We start from the raw sequence: 23,856 nt of genomic DNA, 5'->3' as shown, positions 1-23,856 counted from the left end.
GGTTGAACCAGCGCCCGCCACCCCATTCCCATAGGGACGGGCGCTGGAGCTCTAGATGGACTTGCTGATGCCGTCGAAGAGACGGTCGATTGCCTGCTCGCCGCGGCGCTTGAGCGCTTTGCGCCCTTCGAGCTTCACCGGGACAGTGAAGAACCCGCGCCGGATTTTGGTCACCGACCACGGGTTCTTGTACCGGCCGTTGACCAGATTGGCTCGCTTCTTCGCGTACCGGCCCTGCGCCTTGAGCACGCGTTCGCGGCCGAACACCGGATGGCGCAGCTGCCCGTCGTTGAGCCGCTCCACATCGCGACGACCCGATCGGCCTTTGGCGTAGACGATGACGGTGACGCCCTTGAACTTCGCCGCCTTCTCCACCTTCGTCAGCAGCCGAGCGGCGAGCAGCTGCTCGTAACCCGACGGCATGTAGTGGTCGGTTTGGCGGCGGACTGCGTCGGCGATGTCCTCGCCTGCCTGCATCAGACCGCGATGCAGTTCGCGGTCGAAGTCGACCCGGGCAGCCTTGGCCATCGCGGCGCCGAAGCGCTCGAAGTCCTTGCTGCCCGAGACGGTGATCAGCATTGCTACGGGGTCGTGTCCCGGACCATCGCGCCCGTGGTCGGGTAGCTGAGCTGCTTCTGAGCCAGCGTGCCGACCTGCCCGCCCATCTGCCACTGGTTGGGCAGCACGTTGACCTGATACTCCGGGTTCGTCGCTGCGATGGTCGTGTTCACTGGCCTCACCGCCACGGCCACAGCCACATTCGCGTCGAACGCCGCCCAGATCGTCGCGTCGACTGAGCCGCCGGCGAAGTCGTCGTGCAGGGTCGCCGCGAGCGTGCCCGCCTTCAACCCGCCAGTGTTCTCCCGCCACGAGTCACCCATCGCGGTCGAGTCGAGAGCGTCCGCGTTGGCGGTGAGCACACACGAGGTCGTGTGGTCGGACAGGTTGACACTGTTGAAAAGGAAATACTCGTTTAGTAGGGCCAAAATCGCCACTTCATGCCTCCTTGGGCTGGTCCTGAATGTGCGATGCCTGGACCAGCCAGGCGGGAAAGTCTTTGATAGCCACGACCAACGGCGTGGTGTGCACGACGTTCTCGGCGTGGGCGACGTACTTGTCGCCGTTGGCATCGACGGCGAAGCGGGCCAAGTGCAGCAGATACCGGGCGTCTTCGCTGTTCTGTGTGATGACCACGTTCGGCCGGCATTCGCGGTAGGGGACGCCCAGCGATTGCAGCCAGGCGTACAGTTCCTCGCGCTGGTCGGAGGTGACGCCTTCGCCCATGACGTCCACGCGGGCGACCTTCCACAGATCGCCGTAGGGCGGGGCGACGGTGGTGAGCTCGGCAACGGTCATCGGATGCCCAGCGCTCCGCCGATGACCCAGCTGCCCGAGATCGCACTGACGTTGAGCCGCCAGTAGTCGTCGGTAATCGCGCCGGCAACCGGAGTCAGCCAGTACCCGCCCGCGGCCGTGATCGAGCCGCCGTTAAAGGTTCCGCGGGTCGTCGGCGTGGTGAAGCCGGAGTTATCATCCGACTGGACGATGACCGTGATGCTTGTGCCCGCCGTCCCGAACAGATGCAGCGCCCCGTAAAGGAACTGGGCACCGCCGACAGCGCCAAGCTGGATGCCCGTACCGATCGCGCCGGTCGAGCTGGTCGCCGTGCCGGAGCCGTACTCCTTGAACAGCTTGCCGCGGATCTGGCCGATCTGGCCGTCCGATCCCGACGAGTTCAGCGCGAACTTGGCCAGGTCGCCCACGTTGCCTTGCGGGAAGGTGTACTCGGTGGTCATGTGGCGCATGAAATGCGCGAGCTCGCCCTCGGTTTCGATCATGCCGCAGGTGATGACCTGATTGGACACGCCGAGGTTGGTGAAGAAGTCCGGGTCCAGGTCTGCCGCCGAGTCGGACGACCAGAAGCCGCTGTTGGACACGGTGGACGCCTTGAGAGTGTTCTTGAAGCTGCGCCAGCCGGTCTGCGCGCTGCGCAGCGTCGTCGACTCGCGGGTCTCCGCCTCGGCGCGGCACGTGAGTTCGTCTGCGGCGCCCGTGATGTCCACCGCACCGCAGTAGATGAACGCCGAGGTGATCGCCAGCACGCCCATGTCAGGCCTCCGGTGCGCCCTCGGCGGCGACGAGCTCGATACAGCCCGCCTCGATCAGCGGCTGTATCAGCGTCCTGCCGGGCTGCGGGTTGGCCATGTCCTGCGGGTCCAGCCGCACCGTCTGCCCCTTCACCCGGTCCTCGCGGTCCACGGCGTCACGGATCGGCACATCGCCGACCACGGTCGCCTCGATGCAGCGGGCCAGGATCTCGGCCTTGCGCCGCTCGACGTCAGCCTTGGTGGTGTGCACGATTTTGCCCACGGTGCTCCCTCGGTTTGGTGCGGAAAGTTGGATGCGGTCAGTTGCCGCGGGCGACGACGAGTAAGGTGAACTGGCCGCCGAAGTAGCCGAGAACGCCCATCTCCTCGGAGCCGAGTGGGCGGAACGATTCGACGACGCACTCTTCGCATGCCCCGCCAAGAGTTCGGTCGCCCTCGATCGCGGCCTGAATGGAGTATTCGCCGGCCGGGTTGGCGTACCGGGCCAGCTGGAACTGACCGGACCGGTTGGTGCCCTTGCCGACGAGCAGGGTGATGGTGGGCCTCAGCTCGACGCGGGCCTTGTTCATCGTCAAGTGGTAGTTCGGGATGAGTGGCACGCCGACGAAGGCGAACGGCGGCGTGCCCTGCGTGGGAACCTCTGGGGTCGAGTTCAGCCCGGTCACGGTCTGCAGCCGCGCGTCGAGGTTGGTCATGATGAGCTCGAGGTCGAGAGCCATGTCAGGCCACCAGCACCGGATCGCGGCGATACCGAGCGATCATCGCCATCACCATCGGGTTCTCCCGGACGCGGATCGTGCCCCACTCGCCTGCTCCGGCCACACCCCACGGCGCGTCCTTGAGCTTGAACACCTCTTCGGCGACAGCACGGTTGGCCTCTTTGATCGGCTCCGGCACGGCAGTCCAGCCCGGTTGCGCGGTCACCTGGGCGGGCGCGCGCAGCGAGCGGCGCGGGATCGGTGTCGCCGAGCGCATCAGCCGGATCCGCCAGTACGGCCAGCCCTCTTCGCCATCAACGATGCCGTTGAGTGGCTCCACCTGATAGTCGGCGGTGGTGAGAGTCGTCTCGTAGGTGGCGTCGTCGCCGGTGTCGATGGCGACGATCAGGCCGGTGGTGGTGTGGAAGTCGTCGACTACCAGCAGGCCGCTGCGCTGCGGGTAGTAGAGGCGGGCTGTGGCCACAGTGGACCGGTTGAACTGGCGACGGCACACCTTCTCGATACCCCGGGCGGCCACGAGGAGGGCGGCCTCCATCTTGTCGTCATCAGCGCCGGACTGCACCCCGCCGAGGCGGTCCTGCAGCTCCTCAAGGGTTGCGTAGGCATCACCGATCCCCATCGCTCACACCACCTTCAGGAAGCCGGCGCGGTCGACCACGGTTTCTGGTGAGGCCAGGATCTTCACCCACACGTCGTAGGTGCCCACTGCGAGCGTGACCGCCGATCCGACAAGGCATCTGGCCAGATAGGTGTCCGGAGTAGTAGTGGCGTCGGTCTCCCAGCTCGCCGTCTTCCAGTCGCCCGACACCGGGTCGACGTCGGAGGCGGTGAAGGCCATCTGCACCGTTGCGCCCGTCGGGTCCACCGATGCGCCGCTCTCGGTGACCCGCACCGGGACTTTGACGTATGTGACGGCCAGGACCGAAAGCTCAGCGGACACCTAGTCTCCTACTCTCGGCCGGCCGAGCGTCCACGAAGTGCGGGCACGGCCGATGTGCCAGCTGGTTTTGGGTCTGCCGATGTGCCAGGTGCCGGTCAGGATGACGTTGATTTCGCTGTCCACCGCACCGGTCGGTGTGACCGATCCGCCGAGGAGGCGGGAGACGGCCTTGAGAATGGCGCCGGTCGGCGTGACCGAACCCGACAGGAGCCGCGAGATCTGCCTCGTGATCGCACCCGTCGCCGTGGCCGTCCCTGACAGTGTGCGAGCGATGCTGCGGGCAATGGTGGCCGTGGGTGTCGACGATCCGGCCAGCGCGCGGCTGGTCGCTTTGGCGATCGCCCCGGTCGGTGTGGACGACCCGCCAACGGATTGCGTGTACTCGGTGCTGAACGTGACGACCGGATCGACGAAGTAGCAGCCCTTGTTGATGGTCTGCTGCGGATAGATCATCGTGTTGACGGCGTTGTGCAGGTCGTCATATTTGCCGTTGTGGACACCGCCGCTGTCGGCTGGCGCGGTCAGGTGGCCGTTGGTAACCGCACCGGTGAAGAAGTTGGACGTCGCGACGTATCTGTTGACAGTCCTGACGACCGCGACGTATTTGGTGGTTGCCGTGATGGCGGCGGGTGTGTCCAGTGTTGCGGTGTTCCATGTGCCCGCGGTGGGTGAGACGAACGTTCCTGACCCCAGCAAGGTTCCGGTGGTCTCCGAATCCCAGCTGTACAGCGCCACCGTGGGCGTGGAGGTGGGCAAGGTGGCCGGGAAGTACCAGCGGATACCCGTGACGGTCCCGTCTGCGTCTGAGGTCCACACGGTGCCGAGGCAGTAAGGGACGCCGTCGTTTTCGTTGGTGAGCGACGGGGTTTGGTTGGTGAAGATGGACTCGGCCATGGCATCCTCCTCGGTTCGAAGGAATGCCAGTGAGTTGGGATTATTACCGTCGCGCCAAGATCATTAGGATCCGGCGGGCAGGGTCAGATCGAATGTCACCACGAGACTGTCGCCCGAAACCACGTTGATCGCACTGAATACCGACCGGTCGAGCAACGTTCCGCCGCCAGTCGCAGCCTGGGAAAACAGCCCGTGCTCGACGATGGCCCCTGACCCGTCGAACGAAATCGTGCCAACCGACCGAAAGATGTTGGCCGATGCGCCCTCGGTCAGCGAACCGGTCGCCCGCGTCGAATCGACCGTCAGGATCGTCGTGGACTCCGTCTGCAGCGCGGTGTCGCCCGACGCCTCGGCATTGCTGCCCGTTCCGACGCCGTGATAGCGAAGGATCTCCGGCTCCACCGAACCCTGCAAAGCGTCGACGAGGAAGTTGACGCCTGCCGTGGTGACCACTCGCATCGACGCCAGGCCGAGGTCGAGTACCTCGCCGTCGGCCTTGATGTGGCTGATGTACAGCGACCCATACATGTTGGACAGACGCAGCGCCCTGGCCGTCAGCGCCTTGCGTGCGCCGCGGAACAGGTTGCGCCAGTTTGCCGTACGCCAGGCGTTGACCCGCTCGTCCAAGCCCTTGCGGGGCAGGCCGTAGTGGGCGATCTCCGCGACCGTCAGCTCCTTGGCGGGCCACAGCGACCGGCCGACGATGCCGTCGAACTGGTCACGCACAGGGTCGCCGCCGCGGATGTGCTGGATCGACAGAGAGCCTGACGGCGTGCTGACACCTTGCATGTCCACCTCCAAGTTGGAGCGCCGTCAGGCGCAGAACGCCGCGCCGACCGAGTAAGTCAGGCTGTCAGCATCTCCATGGACGGCGGAGATGCGGATGATCGGCGGCAAGATGTCGTTGGCCACCAGGTTGGCTGCGGCGGTCAGCGCCGGACCGACCCGCAGCACCGTCGTGCCGGTACCAGTGACGGCAGCCGACGCCAGGATCACGTAGGTCTTACCGCTGGTGCGGTCCACACCCAGAATCGAGAACACCACCGACGGTGTGGCAGTGGCCGCGGTGGCGTCGATGGTCAGGTGCATGCCGATGTGACCGGCCACCTCGAGCTCCACCGTGTCCGGTGATGCCGTGCGGGCCGCCGACGCATACACGTCGACGATGCTGCCCTTGTTGGTGACCCGGGTGATGGTGTTGGCCACGGCTACTCGCCCTCACCTGTCGAAGCGGCCTTGTTGGCGGCAGGCTTGCGCGCCTTGTTCGGAGCCTGCTTGGCCGCCTTAGGCTCGGCCGGCTCCTCGTCGGCAGGCGGCTCGGTGTCGAGCGGGTCTGCCTCGGAAGCCTGCTCCTCGGCCGGTTCCGGCTTAACTGCGCCGAGCCGGATCGCCTCGCGCAAGGAAACCTCCGTGCCCGGCGCCGCCCACAGCCACCGGCTGGCCGGGTCGCCCTCCTTGACGACCCGGGTCCGGTCTTCGGTCAGATACAGGTGCTCGCGGATGATGACGTTGCCGTCCATCGGCTGCTCCGTTCTAGGGCGTGGAAGTTCCAGCGCCATCAGCGGTAAGCCCAGGTGGCGAAACGCTTGACGTCCACGCTCTTCACGGCAGCCGACGTGGACTCGATGCAGAACACCGGCGAGCACTCCTCGTCAGCGTCCAAAGCGGCGGCCAGCGAGAACACCTGCGCCTTGTTGATGAATGCGGTCATGCCGCCAGTGGCGTTGATTTCCACCCGCAGCCGCTGGAAGGTACCTGCCGCCGGGACGTCGACGCTGGTGTCCCGGGAGCCGGTGTTGACCGTCTGGGACGCGGCAGCGTCGGACTTGTTGTGCACGGCGTACCAGCGGGCCGCGGCGGTGTAGCCGACGTCGAAGTGCAGACCCGCCAGGTCATCCTGCACGAGGGTTGCGGTGACGGTGGAGCCGGTGACCGGAGGGTCGAAAGCATCCGCGGCCAGGCCGACGAAGCCGCAGAACGCCGCCCGCAAGGTGATGGCGGAGACGTGGGAAACCTCGGTGTCCACCACCAGCAGCTGATGCTGGTCGGGTTGCATCACACCGGCTTCCATGCCGATGGCCATGGTGTGGCCGTCTTCGTCGGTGGTGGTCATCCGGCCGAAACAGCCGCCTTCACCGGCGGCCTGAACAACCAGGCCGGAGTCGGTTTCGGCGATGCCCTGCCCGAAGATGCGCAGCCCGGAACCGGCGACGATGACCTCGTCGGTGGTGGCCGCGAGAGCCACCCCCACCTGGTCGCGGAAGTCGCTCCACACGCCGAACAGGGCGCGCTGATCGAAGCTGGTCGGCGTCCAATACGGACTGGTGCGGGTGCCCTCGTTGACGAACGAGACGCCGTTGGTGGTGTCCCACAGCACCGCGCCCGCCTCGGCATACCCGGCGAGAGTGCCCGAGGTGCCCGATGAGGGCGCACCGGCGTACTGCCAGGGGCGCAGGCGCGACCCGGCGATGCGGGTGGCGTTCTGGGTTTCAGCCATTGGTTCCTGCTTTCCGGCGTGCGTTGATGACCGCGGTCTGCTGCCACGCCAAGGTTTGGGTGCGCGGCGGCCGGAGGACCGCCGCGCAGATCAGGTAGGTCAGTCGCCGAGAACGACGTAGAACAGCACCACGTCGACCACACCCGCAGTGAGTGCGCCGGTGGCGATGGTGGCGGTGATGGTGCGCGCCGCCGTGGTCTTCTTCGCCGTCGCGCCGGTGGCTACCGGGACGATCGACTTGAGGCCGGTTGTGGACCAGGGCGCGCCGGACACTGCGGCGGCGGCCACAATGTCATCGGCCGCCTCGACGTGGATCGCGAGAGTGCCGGAGGCGCTGCTGGTGACCGCTGTGTCGACCTCGACGAAGCCGTGGGTGATGTAGGCACCGGCCGGGATTTGGCCGGTGGAGCCGATGGATATCGCGCCGACGGCACCGCCGTCGACTGAGAAGTCCCAGCGGGCGCGAGCGCTCTTGACCGCCGGGTTGGGGAATCCGCCTGTGTAAGGCATGAGGTCTCCTTGGGCATGAAAAAAGACAACCCGCGGGTTGTCTAGTCACGTCTTGTATTGAGGTTTGTGGCGCTGGGTCTGCGTTTCCGCAGATCAGAGGCCGGTCACGACGGCGAATGCGGTCGGCCGGTAGTGGATTGCCGCGCACCGAACATCGGCGCGGATCGCCAGCTTGCCCTCAATGAAGAAGGAGCCGTGACTGTTGGAGATCTGGATGTCGATTCCGCGGCGCACCGAAACCTCGGAGAAGTTGGTGTAGTCGCCCAGAACCGCCTTGGTGGAGGTGACCGCCGTGGTCTCGACGACCGGCACGCCCCAGATCGTCATCGGGCCGGGCATCGACGGGTGGCCCCAGATGTAGATGCCGTCAGCGGTACGCGCGAGGCGGACCTGCTCCCACTTGGACGGGCGGATAAACACGTGGCTCGGCTCGGCGAAGCCGGTCTCCCGGACCGCCCGCATCGCCTTGTACAGCGCGTCCGCCAGCGGGTCGACGCCCAGTGCCTGGGTGTTGATGCCCGACACGTTCTCAGTGCCGCGCAGGTTCGGCGAGGTGCCGTTACCGGTGAGCAGTTGCAGGTCGAGGCGCTGCTTGAGCATGAACGGAAGGCGGTTCTCCACATAGGAGCGGGCGCGCGGCTCGTCCTCGAACTGCTCGTCAGTGACAGGCAGGAACACCGCGACCTTGCGGACCTCGGAGCTGCGCTCGGTCAGCGCCAGCTGCGCCTCACCGTAGGCCGCGCCCTCGGAGGTCTCGGCCGCGTTGTTGGTGAACGTCGTCTCCTCCATGTAGAGGACAGTCGACATCGTGGTGGTCGTCTGCGGGAACGCGTCGATCACCCGAGGCGCGGGACGGGTCGGGTACATCTCCACCCGGCCAGTGCGCAGATCCTCCGGGTCCCAGCCTGCGCCAGTCTCGAAGAGGGTCTTCAAACCCACGTCGATGCGGGCGACAGGACCACTACCGGAACCGGCCTTGTAGCCCTTGATGGCCTCAGAGCCCATCACGAGCTGGCCGAAGCCCTTGCGGCCGCGGGTGTCCATGTCGGAATCCGCGCCGCCCTCACGCGAGCCGCTGTCGTCGCGGCTGTTCTGGGCCGCCTTGTGCAGCGTCACCAGGTTCGTGACCGCCGCCTTCGCCTCGTCGATCTCGGCGTTCATCTTCGCGATCTCGGCGACCTTGGCGTGGGTGTCGCCCTGGATGGACTTCACCTTCGTCATGTCGTAGTCGGGGCCTGCCTCGGCGAGCAGGTCGGCCAGGCTCTTGCGCTTGGCGTCGAGTTTGCCCTGCGCTTCCTTCAGGGCCGGGAATTCGAGCGTGTCGGTGGTCATGGCTTTCGTGTGCCCTCTCAGTTGTCGTTGAGCCTGGCGACGGCAGCCAGCACCACGGACGCGATCTCTTCATCGGTCACGTGGGTGCTTGGTTCGTCGTCGGCCTCGATGGGTTGCGAGAGCAGAGAGTCCAGCCGCTTGCATTCATCGCGGACCCAGCTAAGGAGGTCGGCGGTGTTGGCGGTCAGGCCTTTGCCCTTACGCTGCCGGAGCGCCATGACGTCCGATGCGCGGTCGATCAGCCCTGCGACGCCGGCGAGGACGTTGGCCGCCTCATCGCCGAAACGCAGGTTCTTGCCACTTGCTACGCCGAGGTCTGTACGCAGGTTCGGCGGCTCCCGGTCCGCGTCACGCAGGTGACCGGCCAGGTGGTCGTAGACGGATTTGCGGTCGGCGTCAGTGAGGTCGACGCCGCCGGTGGCTCCGTTGAGGACGGCTATTCCGGCGAGGCAGGCGCGGATGTTCGCAGGCCCGGAGACGCCGTGGTGGTGCGGGAACTTGTAGGAGGCCTTCAGCTCGGGGTCGCCTGCCGGGTCGACCCACGCGTAGACGGTGCGCAGGTGCGAGGGCAGGGCGTCGTCGGGTAGGCCTGCCACCGTTTTGACGCCGTCCCAGGAGCGGGCGACGGTGGCGGTTTCGTGCGGTGCGACCGCTCCGGCGTACAGGCCGAGCGCGCCCGTCCGGGCTTTGCGTGCGGCGATGCGCTCGCGGGCGAGGGATTTCACATCCACGGTTCCGGTTCCTTCCCCTGCGCCGAGCAGGACGGGCGAGACTTCGAAGACTTTGCCGCCCGGCTGACCGTCGGGGCGTGGCGTGAGGTAGCGGACCTGTCGGCCCTTGAAGTTGCCTTGCTTGGAACCGCCGTCGTGGACGTGATAGCCGTAGGAAAATTCCTGCAGCGACGGCGGGTTCTCTTTGTCGAACTTGATGGCCTCGTACCAGTCCTTGGCGGCCGGGATCTTCAGGTTGAACGTCACGTCGAAAAGGGCCTGGTTGCCCTTCTCGTAGACGCGGCCTTTGCCGATGGGAACGTGGTTCCAGTCGTGTGCGGGCACCATCTGGGCATGCTGTTCGCCAAAGAAGCCTGGTTGGGTAACGTCACCGTCTTTGTCCACGACACCGAGGGTGGCGATGGCGATGGTGGCGGTACCCGTGTCGCCGTTTCGGCCGACGGCCTTCACCTCGGGCTGGAAGCTTTTGAGTTGCATGGTTTCCCCAGTCGAGGATCGCTTGATGGAGTGGCGGCCCGCAGCTGCCTTGACGTCCCCGCCATCGAAGGCGGCAATCAGTTTGCTCAGACCCTTGAGGCCACGCAGGTACGCATACTCGTCGCTGTTGTCCGCGTCGTGAGTCGTCTCGCCTGGGCCCAGCACGTATAGCCGCGCGGTTACCCAGTCCGAGTCCTCGTCGTCGGAGCCCCACACTTCAGTGAGAACGCGCCCTCCGTTTGACGTGGGCACTTCGGCCGACGTGATGATGTCGTCGATGTCGGCATCGTTGAGGGTGTTGTACTGACGATCCAGATCCTCCAGCCGTGCCAGCGCTTCTGGCGGCACGATTTCCGCCCGACGGGCCAGTAGGGGCACCAGCTCAGCTTCTAGCTCTGCCGCGTCGGCTCTGTGTTCGACGAGAAGTTCGGCGATCACCTCGTCGCTCCAGCCATGCGCGTTCGGCTTGGCGCTCAGGCGCTTGATGATGCCTTGCTTCTGGCGCAGCCTGTACGACAGGCTAGAGATCTGGCGCTCCAAACCGGGGTTGCTGACCTGGGCAATGATGTCGTCACGTTGCCTGTCGAGAGCTTCAAGCTCTTTGACGGTTGCGTTCTGCTTCGCCTTGTTGGCCTTAGCAAGTTCTGCTGCGTCGCCGAGCTGGCGGCGCAGGTCCGCCATTGCTTCTGGCGTCAGAATCGCGGTGCGGTCGGCATCGAGATCTTCCAGCTCGCTTTCCAGCTCGCCAAGCTTTTCCTCTAGCTCGTCAGGCTGCTCGTCATCCGAGTCGAGCAGCGCCTGCAGCTGTGCGATCTGCTGACGCAGCTCGTCCTTGCGCTTCTCGCCAGTGAACCCTGCGTCCCACCGGCCCGAGTCGGTGGTGATGAGCCCTACACGGAACTGCCGACCGTCTGGGCTGCCCACTTCAGCGACACCAAGGTCCGCATAGTCGGTCGTGATCTTCTTCGAAGACCGCACCGTGAATCCGTCGGGTGCGAGCTTGCCCAGCTTCAGCTTGTCCAAAGCGGACAAGCCACCGCCAGGCGTCTCCGCGAACTGACCTTCATCGTCGCGTACGTAGGTTCGCTTGATGGACAGACGGCCGCCCGTCGCGGCTTTGGTTTGGTCTCCGGCAAGCTCGGCAAGCCCGGCCAGCAATGCCTTGACGTCCTTCGGCTCGAAGATCGCTGCGTCGTCACTGAAGCCCGGATACCAGTTCTCATCGGCATCGCGTGGTCGGACGCCGATGCGCAGAATCCAGCCCTCATCGTCATTGAAGTCGCCGCCCTCAATGCTGTAGACAAGGTCACCGTCACCACTCGCAGGAATCGCGCCCTCTGCGTGCGTCGCTTCCCAGTCGGGTGCGGCTTCGAGCAGCTCGTCGAGTTCAAGCAGCCTGTCCTTGTCGGCGTCAGTCAGCTGGCCCCACGTCATCTGATTGAGCCTGTCGCGCTCGGCCGCCCATGCATCGCCGTGTTCGCTCCAGAAGGCGTCGGCTTCCCTCGAATGCTTGCTCGCCGCCTTCTGGCCCACCGCGATGGCGTCTCTTAGCTGAGCAACAGCAGCCGGGCCAAGGAGCGCGGTGCGGTTGAGGCCAGCCTCGTCCGCATCGCCGATTAGGCTGGCGCGCTCTTCAAGCAGCTCGTCCCGTCGCGCGTCGTCTTCGTCGGTGAAGTCCGCGTCGTCCTTACCTTCAAGACGTTCGATCTCGGCGTCGATCTCCCGCACCCTGGTATCGCGCTTGGGATCAGCTCCGCCTGCCCATCGCTTCGAGTCATTCGGGTTGACGACGCCAAGCCGCACTTCACGGCCGTTAGGTGTGTCGACCTCGGCCGCAAGCAGGTCCCAGCTGCCAGCTCCGCCCGCCTTGAACTTGCGCGACGACAGCAGGCGCTCACCCTCGCCGAGCTGGATCCGGGAGGCCAGCTTCAGCTTGTCCAATGCGATCGCGTCGTTGCCTACACCTGGGACGTCGGCGAACTGTCCCTCGCCGTCACGGACGTAGGTGCGCTTGAGGGACTTGGCGTCCGTGGCTGGACCCAAGTAGAGGTAACCGTTCGACCAACCGCGGTCGATGAGTCCACTGGCGAGCTTGTCGTCTCCGACGATCTTTCGAAGCGCGGCGAAGACTTGGGCTGTTGCCCCTGCATAGGTTCCAACGCCGTCAACAAACTCCACGTAGCCGCCATGGCCGCGATCGGCCTGGATGCCCAGAAGTTCGCGCCTCATGCGACCCGCCGCCTCGTACCGGAGGCGCGCTCGGCGATGGTGTCCAGGTTCTCAATCATCTGGTCCCACCAGTCAGTTCGCCCCAGGCGTTCGAAGTCGCCTTTAATCCCGTCCAAACGCTCCCGGATCAGGTCCATGTCCTCGGGGGATATGTCGATCTTTTCCGGCCAGTCGTTTCTGGCGTCGTTCATGAACGGGCCGCTGAAACCGCCGCCCAGGCCTGCACTGCCGTGCTTACCAAAGGAAAGGGCGTGATCCAATGGAATGATCGCTCCGTCGTCGCCGACGAGATAGTTCCCGGCATGCCGGTCGGGGTTGCCGATGACAATGTCCAGCAGGCCGAGCAAGACCCCCTGGTCGGATTCGGCCAACTCTTGTGGCGGGCGCTGCCACGGCGACATCGACGAATGCTCGATGTGCTTGCCGTCCATCAACTCCATGTGCAGGTCTGTCGGGCCGACTCGATGAACGGCTGGCGCGCGAAGCCCAACCGCGTTGGCCACCAGCGACCCCAGCTCCTCGGCATCGGCCTGCCTCACCCCAGTCAGAGCGTCGGAGTCCCTGTCGTCCTCCAGCTGCTTGTGAATGGTCGTGGTGCCATCGGCATGAACCTCCCGCGCAGTGCCGCCCATGAAGCCACCGTTACGGCGCGACTCCCTCACCGGAGAGCTAGACGATGCCTCGACGCGCTGCTGGCGGTCGCGAAGCGATGCCCATGCATCCGAAGCCGCATCGCCACCAGGAGTCTCGGCGAACTGCCCTTGGGAGTCGCGGACGTAGGTGCGTTTGACCGCTTTGCTGCCGTTCGGTTTCAGCACCCGCCAGGCAATTCCTGCATCGTCAAGCGCAGCCGCGGTCAACGGTTGCGGATCGGCCGGAAACACGACTTCCGCAATGTCCTCTGTCCGGACACCACCGTGGACTTGCGCCTCGACATAGCCAGTGCGGGTCCAACCTGGATCGTCCATCCACTCCAGGTCATGGGCGACGACGGACTCAGCGCTTGGGCTGTCCAGCGGCGACGGCCTGATCCAGCCGATCTCGTCGAGACTGTCACCCACCGTCGCCGTAGACCGGCCACGCACCTCGGGCTTTAGAACCACCTGGACCTTGCCGTAGACGCTGAGGACATCTTCCTGGCCCTCCCGCTGGGCGATGCCAGAGATCTTCTTGCCCTCACTGAGAGCTGGCTCGATGCCGTGGATGGCGACGTATCCATACACGGGCCGCAGCTCCGGCGGCGTCTCCGGGCTGATGCCGAGTATCTGTTCGCCCAGCCGCCGAGCGTCAGCATCGGTGCTCAGATGCGGGGCACGCTTTGCACCTTCCAGCGACGTCTTGAACCTGCCGCCTGACAGGATGCCGCGCAGGGCGGTTTCGTCGCGCACCCGCACCGCAACGGGCTTGCCGTCAAGCAACTCACCGAGCCTGGCCGCAACGTCCTTTTTGTACACGGCAGGCGTTTGCCCGGCCTTCTTAGCCGCATCCCCGATCCGCCGATTGATCCGTGCAGTCTGGGCGAGCCGGTTCACGAACGCGGGCTCCCGGTCATGCACCGACTGAAGCCATGCCGCGTCGTCGTCGCTGAGCATGCCGGACCAGGAAATTCGCCCATGCCGTTCATGGACGGTGGCAGTAATGTTCGGATCCGCCTCAATCAGCTTGGTTGCCCGCGCCCGTTCGGCAGCAGTAAGCGACTTCGGCGGAACATACACGGGCAGGCGTGCGGCAGATGCGGGTTTCGGCGGTTTGGGCTTGGGTGGTTTCGGCCGCGCTGGTGGCTTGCGGGTGGGAGCTTGCTCCGGCTCAGGCTGCGGCAACGAAACCGCTGGGATGTCGATGCTTGGCGGCTTGCGTCGCCTGCCGTGCACCGACTGATCCGGGTGCCCAGGATGTTTGACGGCCTTCGCGTCTTCGCTGCCGTCAACGATCTCGTCGAAGTGCTCCTCATAGCTGTCCGCGATGTTCAGCAGCGCCTCGGAAAACTCCAGCGCCTGCTCCGCCGACATCTCCAGATAGTCGTCCTCGGCCGCATCCGGTGGCCGGATCCGGATGTCACCGACACCGTTCTTGGCCACATAGAAGCCGTGCTTGTCCGAGTCGGCGTCGGCCACCACATCGTCGTACGGGTCGTCAGGCTCGAACTCGTCCTCGTCGACAGCCAGGACATCCTCGAGGTTGTACGCCAACTGGCGCATACCTTCCGGATCCATGTCCTCGAAAACCTGGCGCTTGCCGTCCTCCAGGTCCAGGACCACATGCAGGTCGCCGCGTTCGAAGAAACGGGCGGTCAGTCCCATCTCGTCGCCGTCGTTGCCAAGGTCTACGCCCGCGTCGTTCAACACGTCGCCGTAAACGTCGGCGTACTTTTCGGCGTCCATGACGTCGATGCCTGCGATGGCGTTGAGGGCGGAGACGCCGGCGCTACCACCAGGGGTCTCAGCGAACTGTCCTTGACTGTCCCGTACGTAGTCGCGCTTGACCGGCATGGCTCACTCCTCGTCCGGGCCGGACGGCAAGGCGAGGGTGGTGCTTGGATCTGCGGCAGGCAAAGTGGGCTGACCTGCGGCCTCTTCGCCCTCACCGGGCGCGCGTAGCTGGACCGAGAACCTGCCCGAATGCTTGAGAAGCCGCCAGTCCTTGTTAATTACCGCCGCGACGACGGAGTCAGGTTCGTAGCCCGTCTCGTTCAGCGACTTGATCGTCGTCGCTTCCATCTGCTGGATCGACGCCGCATCTTTTGCGTCATCCCGCAGGAACGGAATCTGGCGGGCGTCATACCAAAGCTCAGCACCAGGCGACGGAGGAGTCAGCAACGTTTGCAGCGACGGGCAGGCTTTCGCCCACAGGTCCGCGATCGTGGTTTCGGCGAACAACCTCTTCGCGGCGGTGAAGTTGCCCGCGTTCAGCGTCGAGCCCTGCAAGCCCTCCGAGATGCCCAGGATCGCGGCGGGAACACCAGCGGCCACGGCGATACGGTTCTCGGTCTTCGCCTGCACATTGGCCAGGTCAAGCTCCTGGAAGTTCATCGTGATCGGGGTGACGTCCGCTCCGCCCGCGAGGAACAGGGTGCCGAAGTGGTTCTGCCAGCCCTGATGGTTGGCCTTGAATATCTCCACGAATTCCTTGAAGGCCTCGGTGGAGGTGTCCTTGTCCATCTTGATCGCCAGGCCGGGCCGGGCCGAGTTCTTGAGGAAGGCGTCCTTGTGGGACGTGGCGGCGTTGTCAGCCTGGATCTCACGCAGGACCGGTGTCAGCCACGACATGCCCCGGAAACGGGCTTCCGGATCGGGAATGGGCTGATAGGCGCAGACCTGGTTCGGGAGCAAGAACAGCGGCTGGCCCGATCGCACGCCCGTGACGGTTCGCGGCTGAAACTCGTAGCCGATGACCTTCGCCCGTGCGTCGTAGGGATTGTCGTTCGGCGAGCCGATGATGATGGTGACCCAATCGGGCCGCAGGTAGGCGATCCGCCTGCCCTCACCTGTAGCAGCTTTGCCGAAACGCCCGTCGTCGTCGACCACCGTGGCGTAGAAGTTGCCCGCCAGCGACGCGACAACCTCCATACGTGCCAGCAGCTCGCCAGTCGTCCCCGATGGCCACGGCCGCTCAAGGATCGACAGCTCCTCGTTGCCGAACAGGTCGCCAGGCCTGCCCTTGGTAAACTCGCGCCACTGAAAGCGGGCCTGGCTAAAGACCTGCTGGCGGGTCGTGATGCAGGCGAAGATGATGCCGTTGGCCTTGTAGGCACGGCGGATGTAGGCCTCGAAGTCGTTCTCGATGCCCTCTTTGCGCCCGTCCAGCGGCGTCGACCCCAGCCACGGCAGCCGCATCTCGTCCAAAGCCCACGACAGCGGCTCCGTAAACGACTTACGGGCAGCACCACGCGGACGCTGACCACCAGTCAGCTGGTTGCGCTTCGCTGCGATCCTGCCGAGCAGGTCCAACGTCAGTCGCCCTCAGGCATGCGGGCCGAGGATGGGCCGCTTTCCCAGCCGACCACGACCGCAGAGCAAGCCCACGTGACTGCGAACCAAGCGGCGCGCTTGGTCGTCACCAATGCGGAAACGACAGCCCTAGCAGTCCAGCCGAGCCACGTGAGCGGCAAGGCGAGCAGGGCGACGAATGCGCGGCGGACACGCGCCCAGTCCACCTTGCGCACACTGTGAGCCTTCGCGGTGATGGCCTCCACGGGCACACGGTCCAGCACGGTCATGGTGGGCCTCCTTTGATGTCAGGCCCAGGCGGCGAGCGGGACGCGGGATGGTGCCGGCGCTTGATGCAGGATCCAGACGCCCATGCACAAGGTGATCGCGAAGTCGATGTGCTTCTTCGACTTGCCCTTCGAGAGGGTGAAGCCGCGCTCCTGCTCACGCTTCACCGCGGCCTGGATGTGCGCCGTCTGCTGGCTGTCGCCGTTGTGGACGACCTTGCCGTCCAAAATCATCTGGAAAGCCAGCCCACAGGCCGGGCTCATTCGCTGCGGTGACTGATCGAATTGGATCGTCAAGATGCCCTCGTCCTCCAAGGTGCGCGACGGCACCTCGAAGAACCTCGGGTCGTACACGACACCCCGGAAGCCGGAACCCACCGCCACCTTGCGGACGTGGTTGAAGACGTCCAGATGGTCGATCCGGCCGCCCATCGCCTCCCAGATGCGGGAGGTGACCGCGACCCGGCCGTCAGGCAGCTTCTCCAGCCGCGCCACCGCAACCGAGTCGTGCTTGAGCGCCATGTCGATGACGACCACGAACGGATTCGCCGGGCTCGACACCCACGCGCCTTCGCACGCGCCCCAAGCCTCCGGATGGTCCTTGAGCCAGGACTCCTCGGCTACATCCACCCACTTGTTGGCGTAGTAGCGGATCCACTCGTGCCGCGGCATCGACGGCTTGCCCCAGTCGTTGACCCGGTCACCCGTCGACCACAGCACATCCGCCGCGCCCGAAGCCGCCCTCACGGCAATCTCGCGATGCTCGCGCTTGTTGTAGTCCAGGCCATCGGGAGCCTCGCGCCAGTCCATCAGCATCCGCGGCGCCCGCGACGGATCGCGCCGTGCCTGAATGCCCAGCTTGTAGATCGCGCCCAGCAGGCTGTGATCCACATCGAAACCTGCCGTCGACAGGTTCAGAATCCGGCCCGGCCCGCGCGGTGTGCGGCGCTTCTTCGTCGACTTGCCGATGACCGTATGCACGCGGGCCTTGTTCGACCCGACATCGCCCCACTCGTGCAGCTCGTCGCAAATGAACAGCGACGGAAGACCGCCCTCGTTCGTGCCGGCCGCGGCGGCCACCCGGAAAATCTTGCCCGGGCGCCCGTCAGCGAATTTGATTTCCGTGTCATAGACCTCAAAGAAGCCGTTGAGCGGCGATTCCTTGACCGCGTTATCGCGGCCGCCGCACATCACCGCCGCCACCGAGAACAGCAGGTTCGCCTGCTCGAAGCTCGCCGCAGCGATCGGGATGTTCGGTGAGGGAATCGCAATCTGCGGCGGGCCGGCGAACTCCAACACGGCGATCGCCGCGATCAGGCCCGTCTTCCCGTCGCCGGTCGCGGCGCCGCGCAGGCCTTCGTCGAAATGCCAGCGGCCGCACCGCGGGCAGTACTCATACCAGCGGTAGAGGAATTCCTGCTGGTCAAGGCGCAGCCGCATCGGGCGGCCATACCAGTCACCCTCTGCGCAGATACAGCAATCTTCTATCCATTGGCAGGCTATGCCGCCGTGCGACGGCCACAGCTCGCCAAGGACAGGAGCCCAGCCGCAGTCGCAGCCGAGGTCAGGCTTCGATGATGCGCGGGTCGAAGCGGGCTTGCGCCGGGATGGCTTCGGGGGCGCTTTCGCCGGGGGCATCAGCACCTCCGTAACGCGAATTCATGTCGGCCAGCGAACGCTGCTCGGCGATGACCGCGATGCCGAGGTTCGACCGGTGCAGTGCGCCCACGCCCAGCTGCTTCTCGCATCGCTCGGCCGCGGCAAGCGCCCGGTCGGCGAGCCCGTAAAGCGGGTTCGCGACGTCCTGGCCCTTCGACCCGGTCGTCAGCGGCGACTTGTCCGCCTCAGCGATCAGGCGCAGATAGCGGTCGTATTCGGTGATCCAGCGCAGCAGCACGCCGCGGTCCGCCGGCGTCTGCACGCCCGAAGCGGCATCGCGCCAGTAGGCGTCCCACAGCTCCACGACTTCCGGCAGCAGGCCTTCCGGAGCTTCCATCCGGCCACCTGGCACCACCGCAAGGTCTGCACGCCTGCCGTTGCGCCGATCAACCGTTGTGCCTGCTGGCTTCTTGGTTCGTGGCACAGGGTCACCGCCTCGAAGACGTATCACTGTGCGTGACGGAATCGGGGGGTCTGGGGAAATCCGCAGGTCAGAGGTACCACGTGGAAATGGGAGGAAAGGCGAGGGGTCTGACCACTTAATCGATCATGTGCGCACCCGTGCCCCCGGGTATGCCATCACTCTGCGTTGCATTGGTGCGAATCGTCACGCTCTGTGTTGCTTGCTGCTGTTGCATGACCTACAGAGCACGCCTAGGGGCCCGTCTTCTCTGCCGCCTGCGCCTACAGCCACGACATGGTCAGCAGTCAGGTCTGCGCTCACATGTGCCGGCCGTTGCCAGCCTGGACACCAGTCGCCATACCTTGCCCTGTGTGCAGCTACGACCTGAGCCCTGCGCGTTATCTCGGCACTGGTGTAGCCAGGCCGGCGCTCGGCGTGGGGTCGGAGGCGGGCGTTGGACTTGAGCCTTCGTGATTCAGCGCAGGGCGGGCAGGTCGCTGTGGCGCTGAGCCGTCCGCACCTGCCGCAGATGCGCATCGGCATGAGCTAGCCGCAGTGCTTGTGGTGGCGAAGGGTGGGCATCGCTCACCTCGCCACTAGGTTGGTCTCCGGACGGTGGATGAAGCTCACTCAGCGGGCCTGTTTATGCAGCTCTCGACCGTAATACGCTTTGCGTCGTGGGAAGGAAGATGCTGAGTGTCCGCGTTGCCGAAGCGGGCATCGAAGCTATCGAGAAGCGCGCCGAAGCCGAAGGAGTCGACCGCTCCCGAGTTGTTGAGGCGGATGCTCGCCTATGCGGCTAGGAACATGCCGAAGGGCTGGAAGCCGTGAGTGTTAGGCGGCGATGGGCCGAGCGGATGCGCGTCGGCTGTTCGGGCTGTTGCGCGTCTTGCACTCCGCGTCGACCAGGTCTTCGAACAGGTATAGCCGGACCCGGCCTTGCTTGATGGTGTGCGGCAGGTGACCCAAGGTGTACCAGCGGCTAATGGTGCCCTTGGGCAGGTCGAAGTAGTCGGCTGCTTCGGCGATGGTGAGGCGGCGCTGGAGGTCCATTGCGGCACCTCCCGGATACACGAAAACCCCAAGCTCTCAGGCCTGGGGTTTGCTTGTTTTCGGGCACGACAAAAGTGCGTAAGCCGAGTGTACGCGATCTTCACGCGTGCGCAAGCCACGTGTTTGTGCGCGTCGCGTCGGCCTTGTCACTTCATCGCTACCCAGTCTGGAAAGTCGACAACCACTTCGATCGGCGTAGCTTCCGGTCTGTCAGCATCCTCGTCTTCTGCCGGCCGCAGCCCGCGTCGTTTCGCGTCGGCGTCGAGCAGCGCCACCCAGTCGGTGTATTCGCGTTCGCTGTAGTACTGGTGACACCAGGCGCATTGGACGTTCTCGCCGTCGCGGTAAAGGGTTTTGCGGTCGCAGGAGCGGCAGGTGACGCCTTTGCACAGTTCTTTGCGGGCAGGGTTGAGCCCTAGCGTCGCGGTGGCTGCTTTGCGCATTGCGGTGATGTCGGCGGCGAACTCGTCTATGCCTTCGTGACGGGTGCATGCGTCGTCCAGCCGGTTCTTGAGCCAGGCGACAAGCGCTGGGACGGTGGGGACGGGCAGGTGGTGCTCTGGGCACAACGTGTCTCGCCAATCGCGCGCCCAAGTGTCCAGTTCGGTGGCGATGGCGAGGTGGCCGATCTGGTCGGGGTCCAGTCCGAGAACGCCGCGGGCATGCGGCGCGCGTGAGCCTTGGCGGGCGGGTGCGGCCAGGTCGAGCTGGGTGAGGTTGGCGGGTATGGGTGCGTGGCGGGAGCCGGAGACGCGCCGTTGGTGGCTGCGGGCTACCGGCGCCGCAGATGTGGAGTGCAGCGTCGCATCCGAGCCGGGTTCCGCGGTCCACGATCCTGGGGCCCATGGCGCGAGCCGCACCGGGTTGGTGGTGGGGATCGGCCAGCGCTGAAGCTGGCGGACCGTCCATTGGGTGGTGTCGGTGTGGTCGTCGCGTGTGCACAGCTGCCGCCACAGTGTTTCGAGGTGATCCAGGTTGCCTGGCAGCTGGCGGCGGTCGACCTCGCAGACGGCCGGCCGTTCGGCGATACGTGGCCGGCAGCCTCGGCAGCGCGGGTTGTCGCAGTCGTCGTGGTGCTGTCCGAAGTCGACGCAGCCACCGATGACGCACAGGTGCTCGGTCACAACTCCTCCTTGCCGGAGTTCACCGTCTCGGCCTGGACGATGACGGTCTGCGCCTGGACAAGTGCCGTAAGGGCGTCCAATAGGATGTAGCGGCCGTCCGTTGTGCGGCATCTGAGCACGTCGTAGGGCATCTCAGGTGTCCAGTAGTCGTTCTCCAGCTCCGCTCGTGCCTGGTCGTAGGCGTGCTGGAGCATCTCGACAGTGGAGCGGAGCTGTTCCAGGTTGGCGGCGTAGGTCATAGCTTCCAGATTCCTTCCGTGAGGGCAGCCCAGATGGTCATCGCCGTCAGGCCCAGGGAAACGATGCCGAGCAGCGCGGCAATCGTGCTGAAGTCCCACATTCGGTCGCGTGCGCATCCGCAGGCAAGCACGATGTGGGCACCACCTAGGGCACCGAAGACGACGGCAATCGCAGCCATGCCGCACCCGAGGGCGCTCATTGCTGCTCCTCGTAGACGTTGACCGTGCCGAATCCCATCCGGTGACCGACCTGGTGTTTGTGTTCCCGTATGGCCCGGATGCTGGTGTTGAGTCCTCGTGCCGGTCCGGGTGCGGGCGGGTTGAGGTCTTCCCGTAGGCCCCGAAGCTCGGCGATCAGCTCCTTGATGGCCGCAAGCATGTCGGCGCTGGTGGGCTGGGCGGTCATGGATGCTCCGGCACGTCTAGGCCGTTGGCCTCGGCCAGCTCGACCAGGAGCCACTGGCACAGCCTCCGCGAACCCGGCAGCGCAACCAGCACGCCGTCACCGTCCTTGTCGCCAGCCTTGGCTGTGAGTACCAGCTGAACCCTTTCCAGCAGCCTCGAATGCAGGCCAGCCGCGCCGCCATAGCCGCTATCGGCATCGACGGCACGGCGAACCTGCTCGATCAATGTGTCGCGCCACCGCCGACAGGCCTCCCAGTGAGCGGTCAGCTCCATGAAGTCTGCGTCGTCCGGCTTCATCGCTTCCTCCAAGGCAGTTCGGCCTTGAATGGGCGGCGCAACGTGATGATGGCCATGCCCTTCGATTCCGAGACTAGATACGGCTGGCCCTTGCGTAGGTCGAAGACGTCGACCTCCCACTCGTTGCCTATCCGTTCGATTCGGGTATCGATGGGCACACTGGTGTGCTCGATGTCGTGCTGTTGGCACCACTCATGGAGAGCCTCACGCTCGTCTGGACTGAGCTTCTCGTAGGGCACTCGGCCGTGGCTGTCCAGCTTCATCGGTTCCTCCTGCGCCGGGCTAATGAACGCTGGCGGTAGGCGCGGTGCAGCTGCTTGCGGCGAGCCCTAGGCCGGCCGAGCAAGTGCGGCGGGATGTCGAAGATGCGGGCGACTTCATCGACGATCGGGTCTGCAGCGTCGAACACGCCGCGGTACGTGAGGCTGAACGGCTGCAGGCAGCGCATCCCGTAGCGGTAGGTCGCCACGTCCTGGTCGAAGCTGTAGCTCACGGGCTCGGTGAACATCGGGCCGATCGTGGGCTGGTTGATGACGTACACCTGGCCTTCGGGCACAAGTGGGCTCTCGATGACCGGGATGCCCAGGCCTTCGATGCGCGCGGCGACGTCGGGTCCTGCCACGACGGTCTGCTCGGGCTGGGCTGACGGCCAGTCGTAGTCCATGATCCGGGCGAAGCGACGCAGGGCCTCGTAAGCGTCAAGCGGCTCGCCTTCGGGTGGCGCTGAGGCGGAGATCAGGCCAACCGGGCGAGCCTCGGCGGCAATGTCCACGCTGCGCACATACTCCGTGACGTCGACACCGCCGATGCTTACGTGCCTGGGCTGACCCAGGCGCATGCGGGTCACCCGCTCGTGCGCCACCTCGCCAGCCCAGGCGTGGGCATCGTCCACCCATGTCGAGATGTGGCCATCGAAGCCGCCACGCTCGCCGTTGACTTCCACCATGGCGTCGCCGCTGCCGTGCCAGGTGACGTAGCCCTCTATGGCTTCGTCTATGGCGTCCAAGGTGGGCTTGATGTCAGCCACCGTTGGCCTCCTCGTGGATCACTGGGATTTCGGCACTGAAGACCTCGTTGCCGTGCTCGGGCAAGCGGATGTCGACGCGGACGCGGCGCGAGTCTGCCGACAGCCGCAGCACGATGCTCGGGTCAAGCCCGAGGGCTTCTACCGCAGCTGTGAGCTGCGCCGAGGTGAGCACGGACGGCAGTGGTGGCGGGTTCGTCACGCGTCCTCCCCAATCCCGGTGACCTTGACCACGAGCTGGTCAATCGATGTGTGGCAGGCGCAGCCGCTGGTGTTGCATCCGAAGTCGTCGTGGTTGGCGTCGACACATCCGCACCGGCAACTGCCGAGGGCGAATGCCGTGTCGACCGGAACGCCTGGGTCGAAGCGGACGGTGATCCCGGACGGTCCCGTGGCCTCGACCAGCTTGACGTCCTTGCCGAGGATCCGGTCGCGGACGGCCTTGAGGTCGTCGGCGGTCAGCGGATGGCAGCTGTCGCGTTCGCCAACACGGAAGGGCAGGCCGGTGACGAGCCCGCCTGTCGCCAGCATCGGTTCGGCGAACAGCGCCTCGTCTAGCCGCTTGGCCCCGTCGGCCATGACCTTTCGGAACGCAGCGGCGAAGGACTCGTTGCCGCACCATTCGCAGCCTGGTCCGGTGCAGTCCCACAGCTTCGGCGAGTAGGGGACGAGGTGTTGTTTGGGTTCGAAGGGCAGCCAGCCTGGGTCGTGTCGGCGTCCGTCGCAGCCTTCACGGTTGCAGGCGTAGGTGGTGATCTTTTCGCCGAGGTGGGTGGTGTTCCAGCCGTTGCCCCAGTCGTGGCCTTGGGCGCATGCGGCTGCGATTTCGGCGAGTTGGTTGTCGGCGATGGATGCGTGGAGGATCAGTTCGACGGCGAGGGCTCGGGCGGTGTCGGGTGTGTATTCCTCCCAGCGTTGTCCTTCGCAGCAGGATCCTGCGGGGATGCGGACGAGGCCTAGGTGGGCGTGGACTTGCGGGTCGTCATTCATCCTGAAATGCCC

General features: G+C 65.5%; 31 protein-coding genes. All 31 read right to left on the bottom strand.

Annotated features, from left to right (window positions below):
* Positions 1 to 51 precede the first annotated feature (51 nt).
* Positions 52 to 579, bottom strand: a complete 528-nt coding sequence (locus Rhe02_RS27215; RefSeq protein WP_203911217.1) for a hypothetical protein — start codon at positions 577 to 579, stop codon at positions 52 to 54.
* 2 nt (positions 580 to 581) lie between these two features.
* Positions 582 to 995, bottom strand: a complete 414-nt coding sequence (locus tag Rhe02_RS27210) for a radical SAM protein (RefSeq protein WP_203911216.1) — start codon at positions 993 to 995, stop codon at positions 582 to 584.
* A gap of 1 nt (position 996) precedes the next feature.
* Entirely contained in the window at positions 997 to 1,356 is a 360-nt protein-coding gene (locus Rhe02_RS27205) for a hypothetical protein (protein WP_203911215.1), read from the bottom strand.
* Positions 1,353 to 2,108 (bottom strand): hypothetical protein, encoded by a 756-nt coding sequence (locus Rhe02_RS27200; RefSeq protein WP_203911214.1) that lies wholly within the window; start codon positions 2,106 to 2,108, stop codon positions 1,353 to 1,355. The genes Rhe02_RS27205 and Rhe02_RS27200 overlap by 4 nt, the downstream gene beginning before the upstream one ends.
* Before the next feature lies 1 nt (position 2,109).
* A complete protein-coding gene (locus tag Rhe02_RS27195; RefSeq protein WP_203911213.1) occupies positions 2,110 to 2,370 on the bottom strand; it encodes a hypothetical protein in 261 nt (86 codons plus the stop codon).
* A gap of 37 nt (positions 2,371 to 2,407) precedes the next feature.
* Entirely contained in the window at positions 2,408 to 2,827 is a 420-nt protein-coding gene (locus Rhe02_RS27190; RefSeq protein ID WP_203911212.1) for a hypothetical protein, read from the bottom strand.
* A 1-nt stretch (position 2,828) separates the two neighbouring features.
* Positions 2,829 to 3,446: a hypothetical protein gene (locus Rhe02_RS27185; RefSeq protein WP_203911211.1), complete on the bottom strand. Its 618-nt coding sequence runs from the start codon at positions 3,444 to 3,446 to the stop codon at positions 2,829 to 2,831.
* Between the two features lie 3 nt (positions 3,447 to 3,449).
* Positions 3,450 to 3,767, bottom strand: coding sequence for a hypothetical protein (locus Rhe02_RS27180; protein WP_203911210.1), 318 nt, complete (start codon positions 3,765 to 3,767; stop codon positions 3,450 to 3,452).
* Positions 3,768 to 4,661, bottom strand: coding sequence for a DUF4082 domain-containing protein (locus tag Rhe02_RS27175; protein ID WP_203911209.1), 894 nt, complete (start codon positions 4,659 to 4,661; stop codon positions 3,768 to 3,770). It abuts the gene before it with no gap.
* A 63-nt stretch (positions 4,662 to 4,724) separates the two neighbouring features.
* Complete coding sequence (locus Rhe02_RS27170) at positions 4,725 to 5,450, bottom strand: hypothetical protein (protein WP_203911208.1); 726 nt, start codon at positions 5,448 to 5,450, stop codon at positions 4,725 to 4,727.
* 24 nt (positions 5,451 to 5,474) lie between these two features.
* Positions 5,475 to 5,867 (bottom strand): hypothetical protein, encoded by a 393-nt coding sequence (locus tag Rhe02_RS27165; protein ID WP_203911207.1) that lies wholly within the window; start codon positions 5,865 to 5,867, stop codon positions 5,475 to 5,477.
* A gap of 2 nt (positions 5,868 to 5,869) precedes the next feature.
* Positions 5,870 to 6,181, bottom strand: coding sequence for a hypothetical protein (locus Rhe02_RS27160; RefSeq protein WP_203911206.1), 312 nt, complete (start codon positions 6,179 to 6,181; stop codon positions 5,870 to 5,872).
* 38 nt (positions 6,182 to 6,219) lie between these two features.
* Positions 6,220 to 7,158 carry a hypothetical protein gene (locus tag Rhe02_RS27155; RefSeq protein WP_203911205.1) on the bottom strand — a complete coding sequence of 313 codons (939 nt, stop codon included), beginning with the start codon at positions 7,156 to 7,158 and terminating at the stop codon, positions 6,220 to 6,222.
* 99 nt (positions 7,159 to 7,257) lie between these two features.
* Positions 7,258 to 7,668, bottom strand: coding sequence for a hypothetical protein (locus Rhe02_RS27150; RefSeq protein ID WP_203911204.1), 411 nt, complete (start codon positions 7,666 to 7,668; stop codon positions 7,258 to 7,260).
* Between the two features lie 93 nt (positions 7,669 to 7,761).
* Positions 7,762 to 9,000, bottom strand: a complete 1,239-nt coding sequence (locus Rhe02_RS27145; RefSeq protein ID WP_203911203.1) for a phage major capsid protein — start codon at positions 8,998 to 9,000, stop codon at positions 7,762 to 7,764.
* Positions 9,001 to 9,017: 17 nt separating this feature from the next.
* Positions 9,018 to 12,437 (bottom strand): hypothetical protein, encoded by a 3,420-nt coding sequence (locus Rhe02_RS27140; RefSeq protein WP_203911202.1) that lies wholly within the window; start codon positions 12,435 to 12,437, stop codon positions 9,018 to 9,020.
* Positions 12,434 to 14,779, bottom strand: coding sequence for a hypothetical protein (locus tag Rhe02_RS27135; protein WP_203911201.1), 2,346 nt, complete (start codon positions 14,777 to 14,779; stop codon positions 12,434 to 12,436). The genes Rhe02_RS27140 and Rhe02_RS27135 overlap by 4 nt, the downstream gene beginning before the upstream one ends.
* A 150-nt stretch (positions 14,780 to 14,929) precedes the next feature.
* Positions 14,930 to 16,384, bottom strand: a complete 1,455-nt coding sequence (locus tag Rhe02_RS27130; protein ID WP_203911200.1) for a phage portal protein — start codon at positions 16,382 to 16,384, stop codon at positions 14,930 to 14,932.
* Positions 16,385 to 16,386: 2 nt separating this feature from the next.
* Positions 16,387 to 16,653 (bottom strand): hypothetical protein, encoded by a 267-nt coding sequence (locus Rhe02_RS27125; RefSeq protein WP_203911199.1) that lies wholly within the window; start codon positions 16,651 to 16,653, stop codon positions 16,387 to 16,389.
* Between the two features lie 18 nt (positions 16,654 to 16,671).
* Positions 16,672 to 18,090: a terminase large subunit domain-containing protein gene (locus Rhe02_RS27120; RefSeq protein WP_203911198.1), complete on the bottom strand. Its 1,419-nt coding sequence runs from the start codon at positions 18,088 to 18,090 to the stop codon at positions 16,672 to 16,674.
* Positions 18,091 to 18,214: 124 nt separating this feature from the next.
* Positions 18,215 to 18,646 carry a P27 family phage terminase small subunit gene (locus Rhe02_RS27115; RefSeq protein ID WP_203911197.1) on the bottom strand — a complete coding sequence of 144 codons (432 nt, stop codon included), beginning with the start codon at positions 18,644 to 18,646 and terminating at the stop codon, positions 18,215 to 18,217.
* Between the two features lie 900 nt (positions 18,647 to 19,546).
* Positions 19,547 to 19,765, bottom strand: coding sequence for a helix-turn-helix domain-containing protein (locus tag Rhe02_RS27110; protein WP_203911196.1), 219 nt, complete (start codon positions 19,763 to 19,765; stop codon positions 19,547 to 19,549).
* 146 nt (positions 19,766 to 19,911) lie between these two features.
* Positions 19,912 to 20,889, bottom strand: a complete 978-nt coding sequence (locus tag Rhe02_RS27105) for a hypothetical protein (RefSeq protein ID WP_203911195.1) — start codon at positions 20,887 to 20,889, stop codon at positions 19,912 to 19,914.
* On the bottom strand, positions 20,886 to 21,128 hold the full coding sequence (locus Rhe02_RS27100; protein ID WP_203911194.1) for a hypothetical protein: 243 nt from the start codon (positions 21,126 to 21,128) through the stop codon (positions 20,886 to 20,888). The genes Rhe02_RS27105 and Rhe02_RS27100 overlap by 4 nt, the downstream gene beginning before the upstream one ends.
* The gene (locus Rhe02_RS27095) at positions 21,125 to 21,328 is read right to left on the bottom strand and encodes a hypothetical protein (RefSeq protein WP_203911193.1); all 204 of its coding nucleotides are present in this window, start codon (positions 21,326 to 21,328) and stop codon (positions 21,125 to 21,127) included. Before Rhe02_RS27095 ends, Rhe02_RS27100 begins: the two co-directional genes overlap by 4 nt.
* Complete coding sequence (locus tag Rhe02_RS27090) at positions 21,325 to 21,534, bottom strand: hypothetical protein (protein WP_203911192.1); 210 nt, start codon at positions 21,532 to 21,534, stop codon at positions 21,325 to 21,327. The genes Rhe02_RS27095 and Rhe02_RS27090 overlap by 4 nt, the downstream gene beginning before the upstream one ends.
* Entirely contained in the window at positions 21,531 to 21,830 is a 300-nt protein-coding gene (locus Rhe02_RS27085; RefSeq protein WP_203911191.1) for a hypothetical protein, read from the bottom strand. Before Rhe02_RS27085 ends, Rhe02_RS27090 begins: the two co-directional genes overlap by 4 nt.
* Positions 21,827 to 22,093 (bottom strand): hypothetical protein, encoded by a 267-nt coding sequence (locus Rhe02_RS27080; RefSeq protein ID WP_203911190.1) that lies wholly within the window; start codon positions 22,091 to 22,093, stop codon positions 21,827 to 21,829. The genes Rhe02_RS27085 and Rhe02_RS27080 overlap by 4 nt, the downstream gene beginning before the upstream one ends.
* Positions 22,090 to 22,857, bottom strand: a complete 768-nt coding sequence (locus Rhe02_RS27075; RefSeq protein ID WP_203911189.1) for a hypothetical protein — start codon at positions 22,855 to 22,857, stop codon at positions 22,090 to 22,092. Before Rhe02_RS27075 ends, Rhe02_RS27080 begins: the two co-directional genes overlap by 4 nt.
* Complete coding sequence (locus tag Rhe02_RS27070) at positions 22,850 to 23,056, bottom strand: hypothetical protein (RefSeq protein WP_203911188.1); 207 nt, start codon at positions 23,054 to 23,056, stop codon at positions 22,850 to 22,852. The genes Rhe02_RS27075 and Rhe02_RS27070 overlap by 8 nt, the downstream gene beginning before the upstream one ends.
* Positions 23,053 to 23,844: a hypothetical protein gene (locus tag Rhe02_RS27065; protein WP_203911187.1), complete on the bottom strand. Its 792-nt coding sequence runs from the start codon at positions 23,842 to 23,844 to the stop codon at positions 23,053 to 23,055. The genes Rhe02_RS27070 and Rhe02_RS27065 overlap by 4 nt, the downstream gene beginning before the upstream one ends.
* Positions 23,845 to 23,856 lie beyond the last annotated feature (12 nt).

Source organism: Rhizocola hellebori, assembly GCF_016862955.1.
Taxonomy (GTDB): domain Bacteria; phylum Actinomycetota; class Actinomycetes; order Mycobacteriales; family Micromonosporaceae; genus Rhizocola; species Rhizocola hellebori.
The sequence above is the reverse complement of the archived record's forward strand: the minus strand, read 5'-3'. Positions and strand labels throughout refer to the sequence as shown.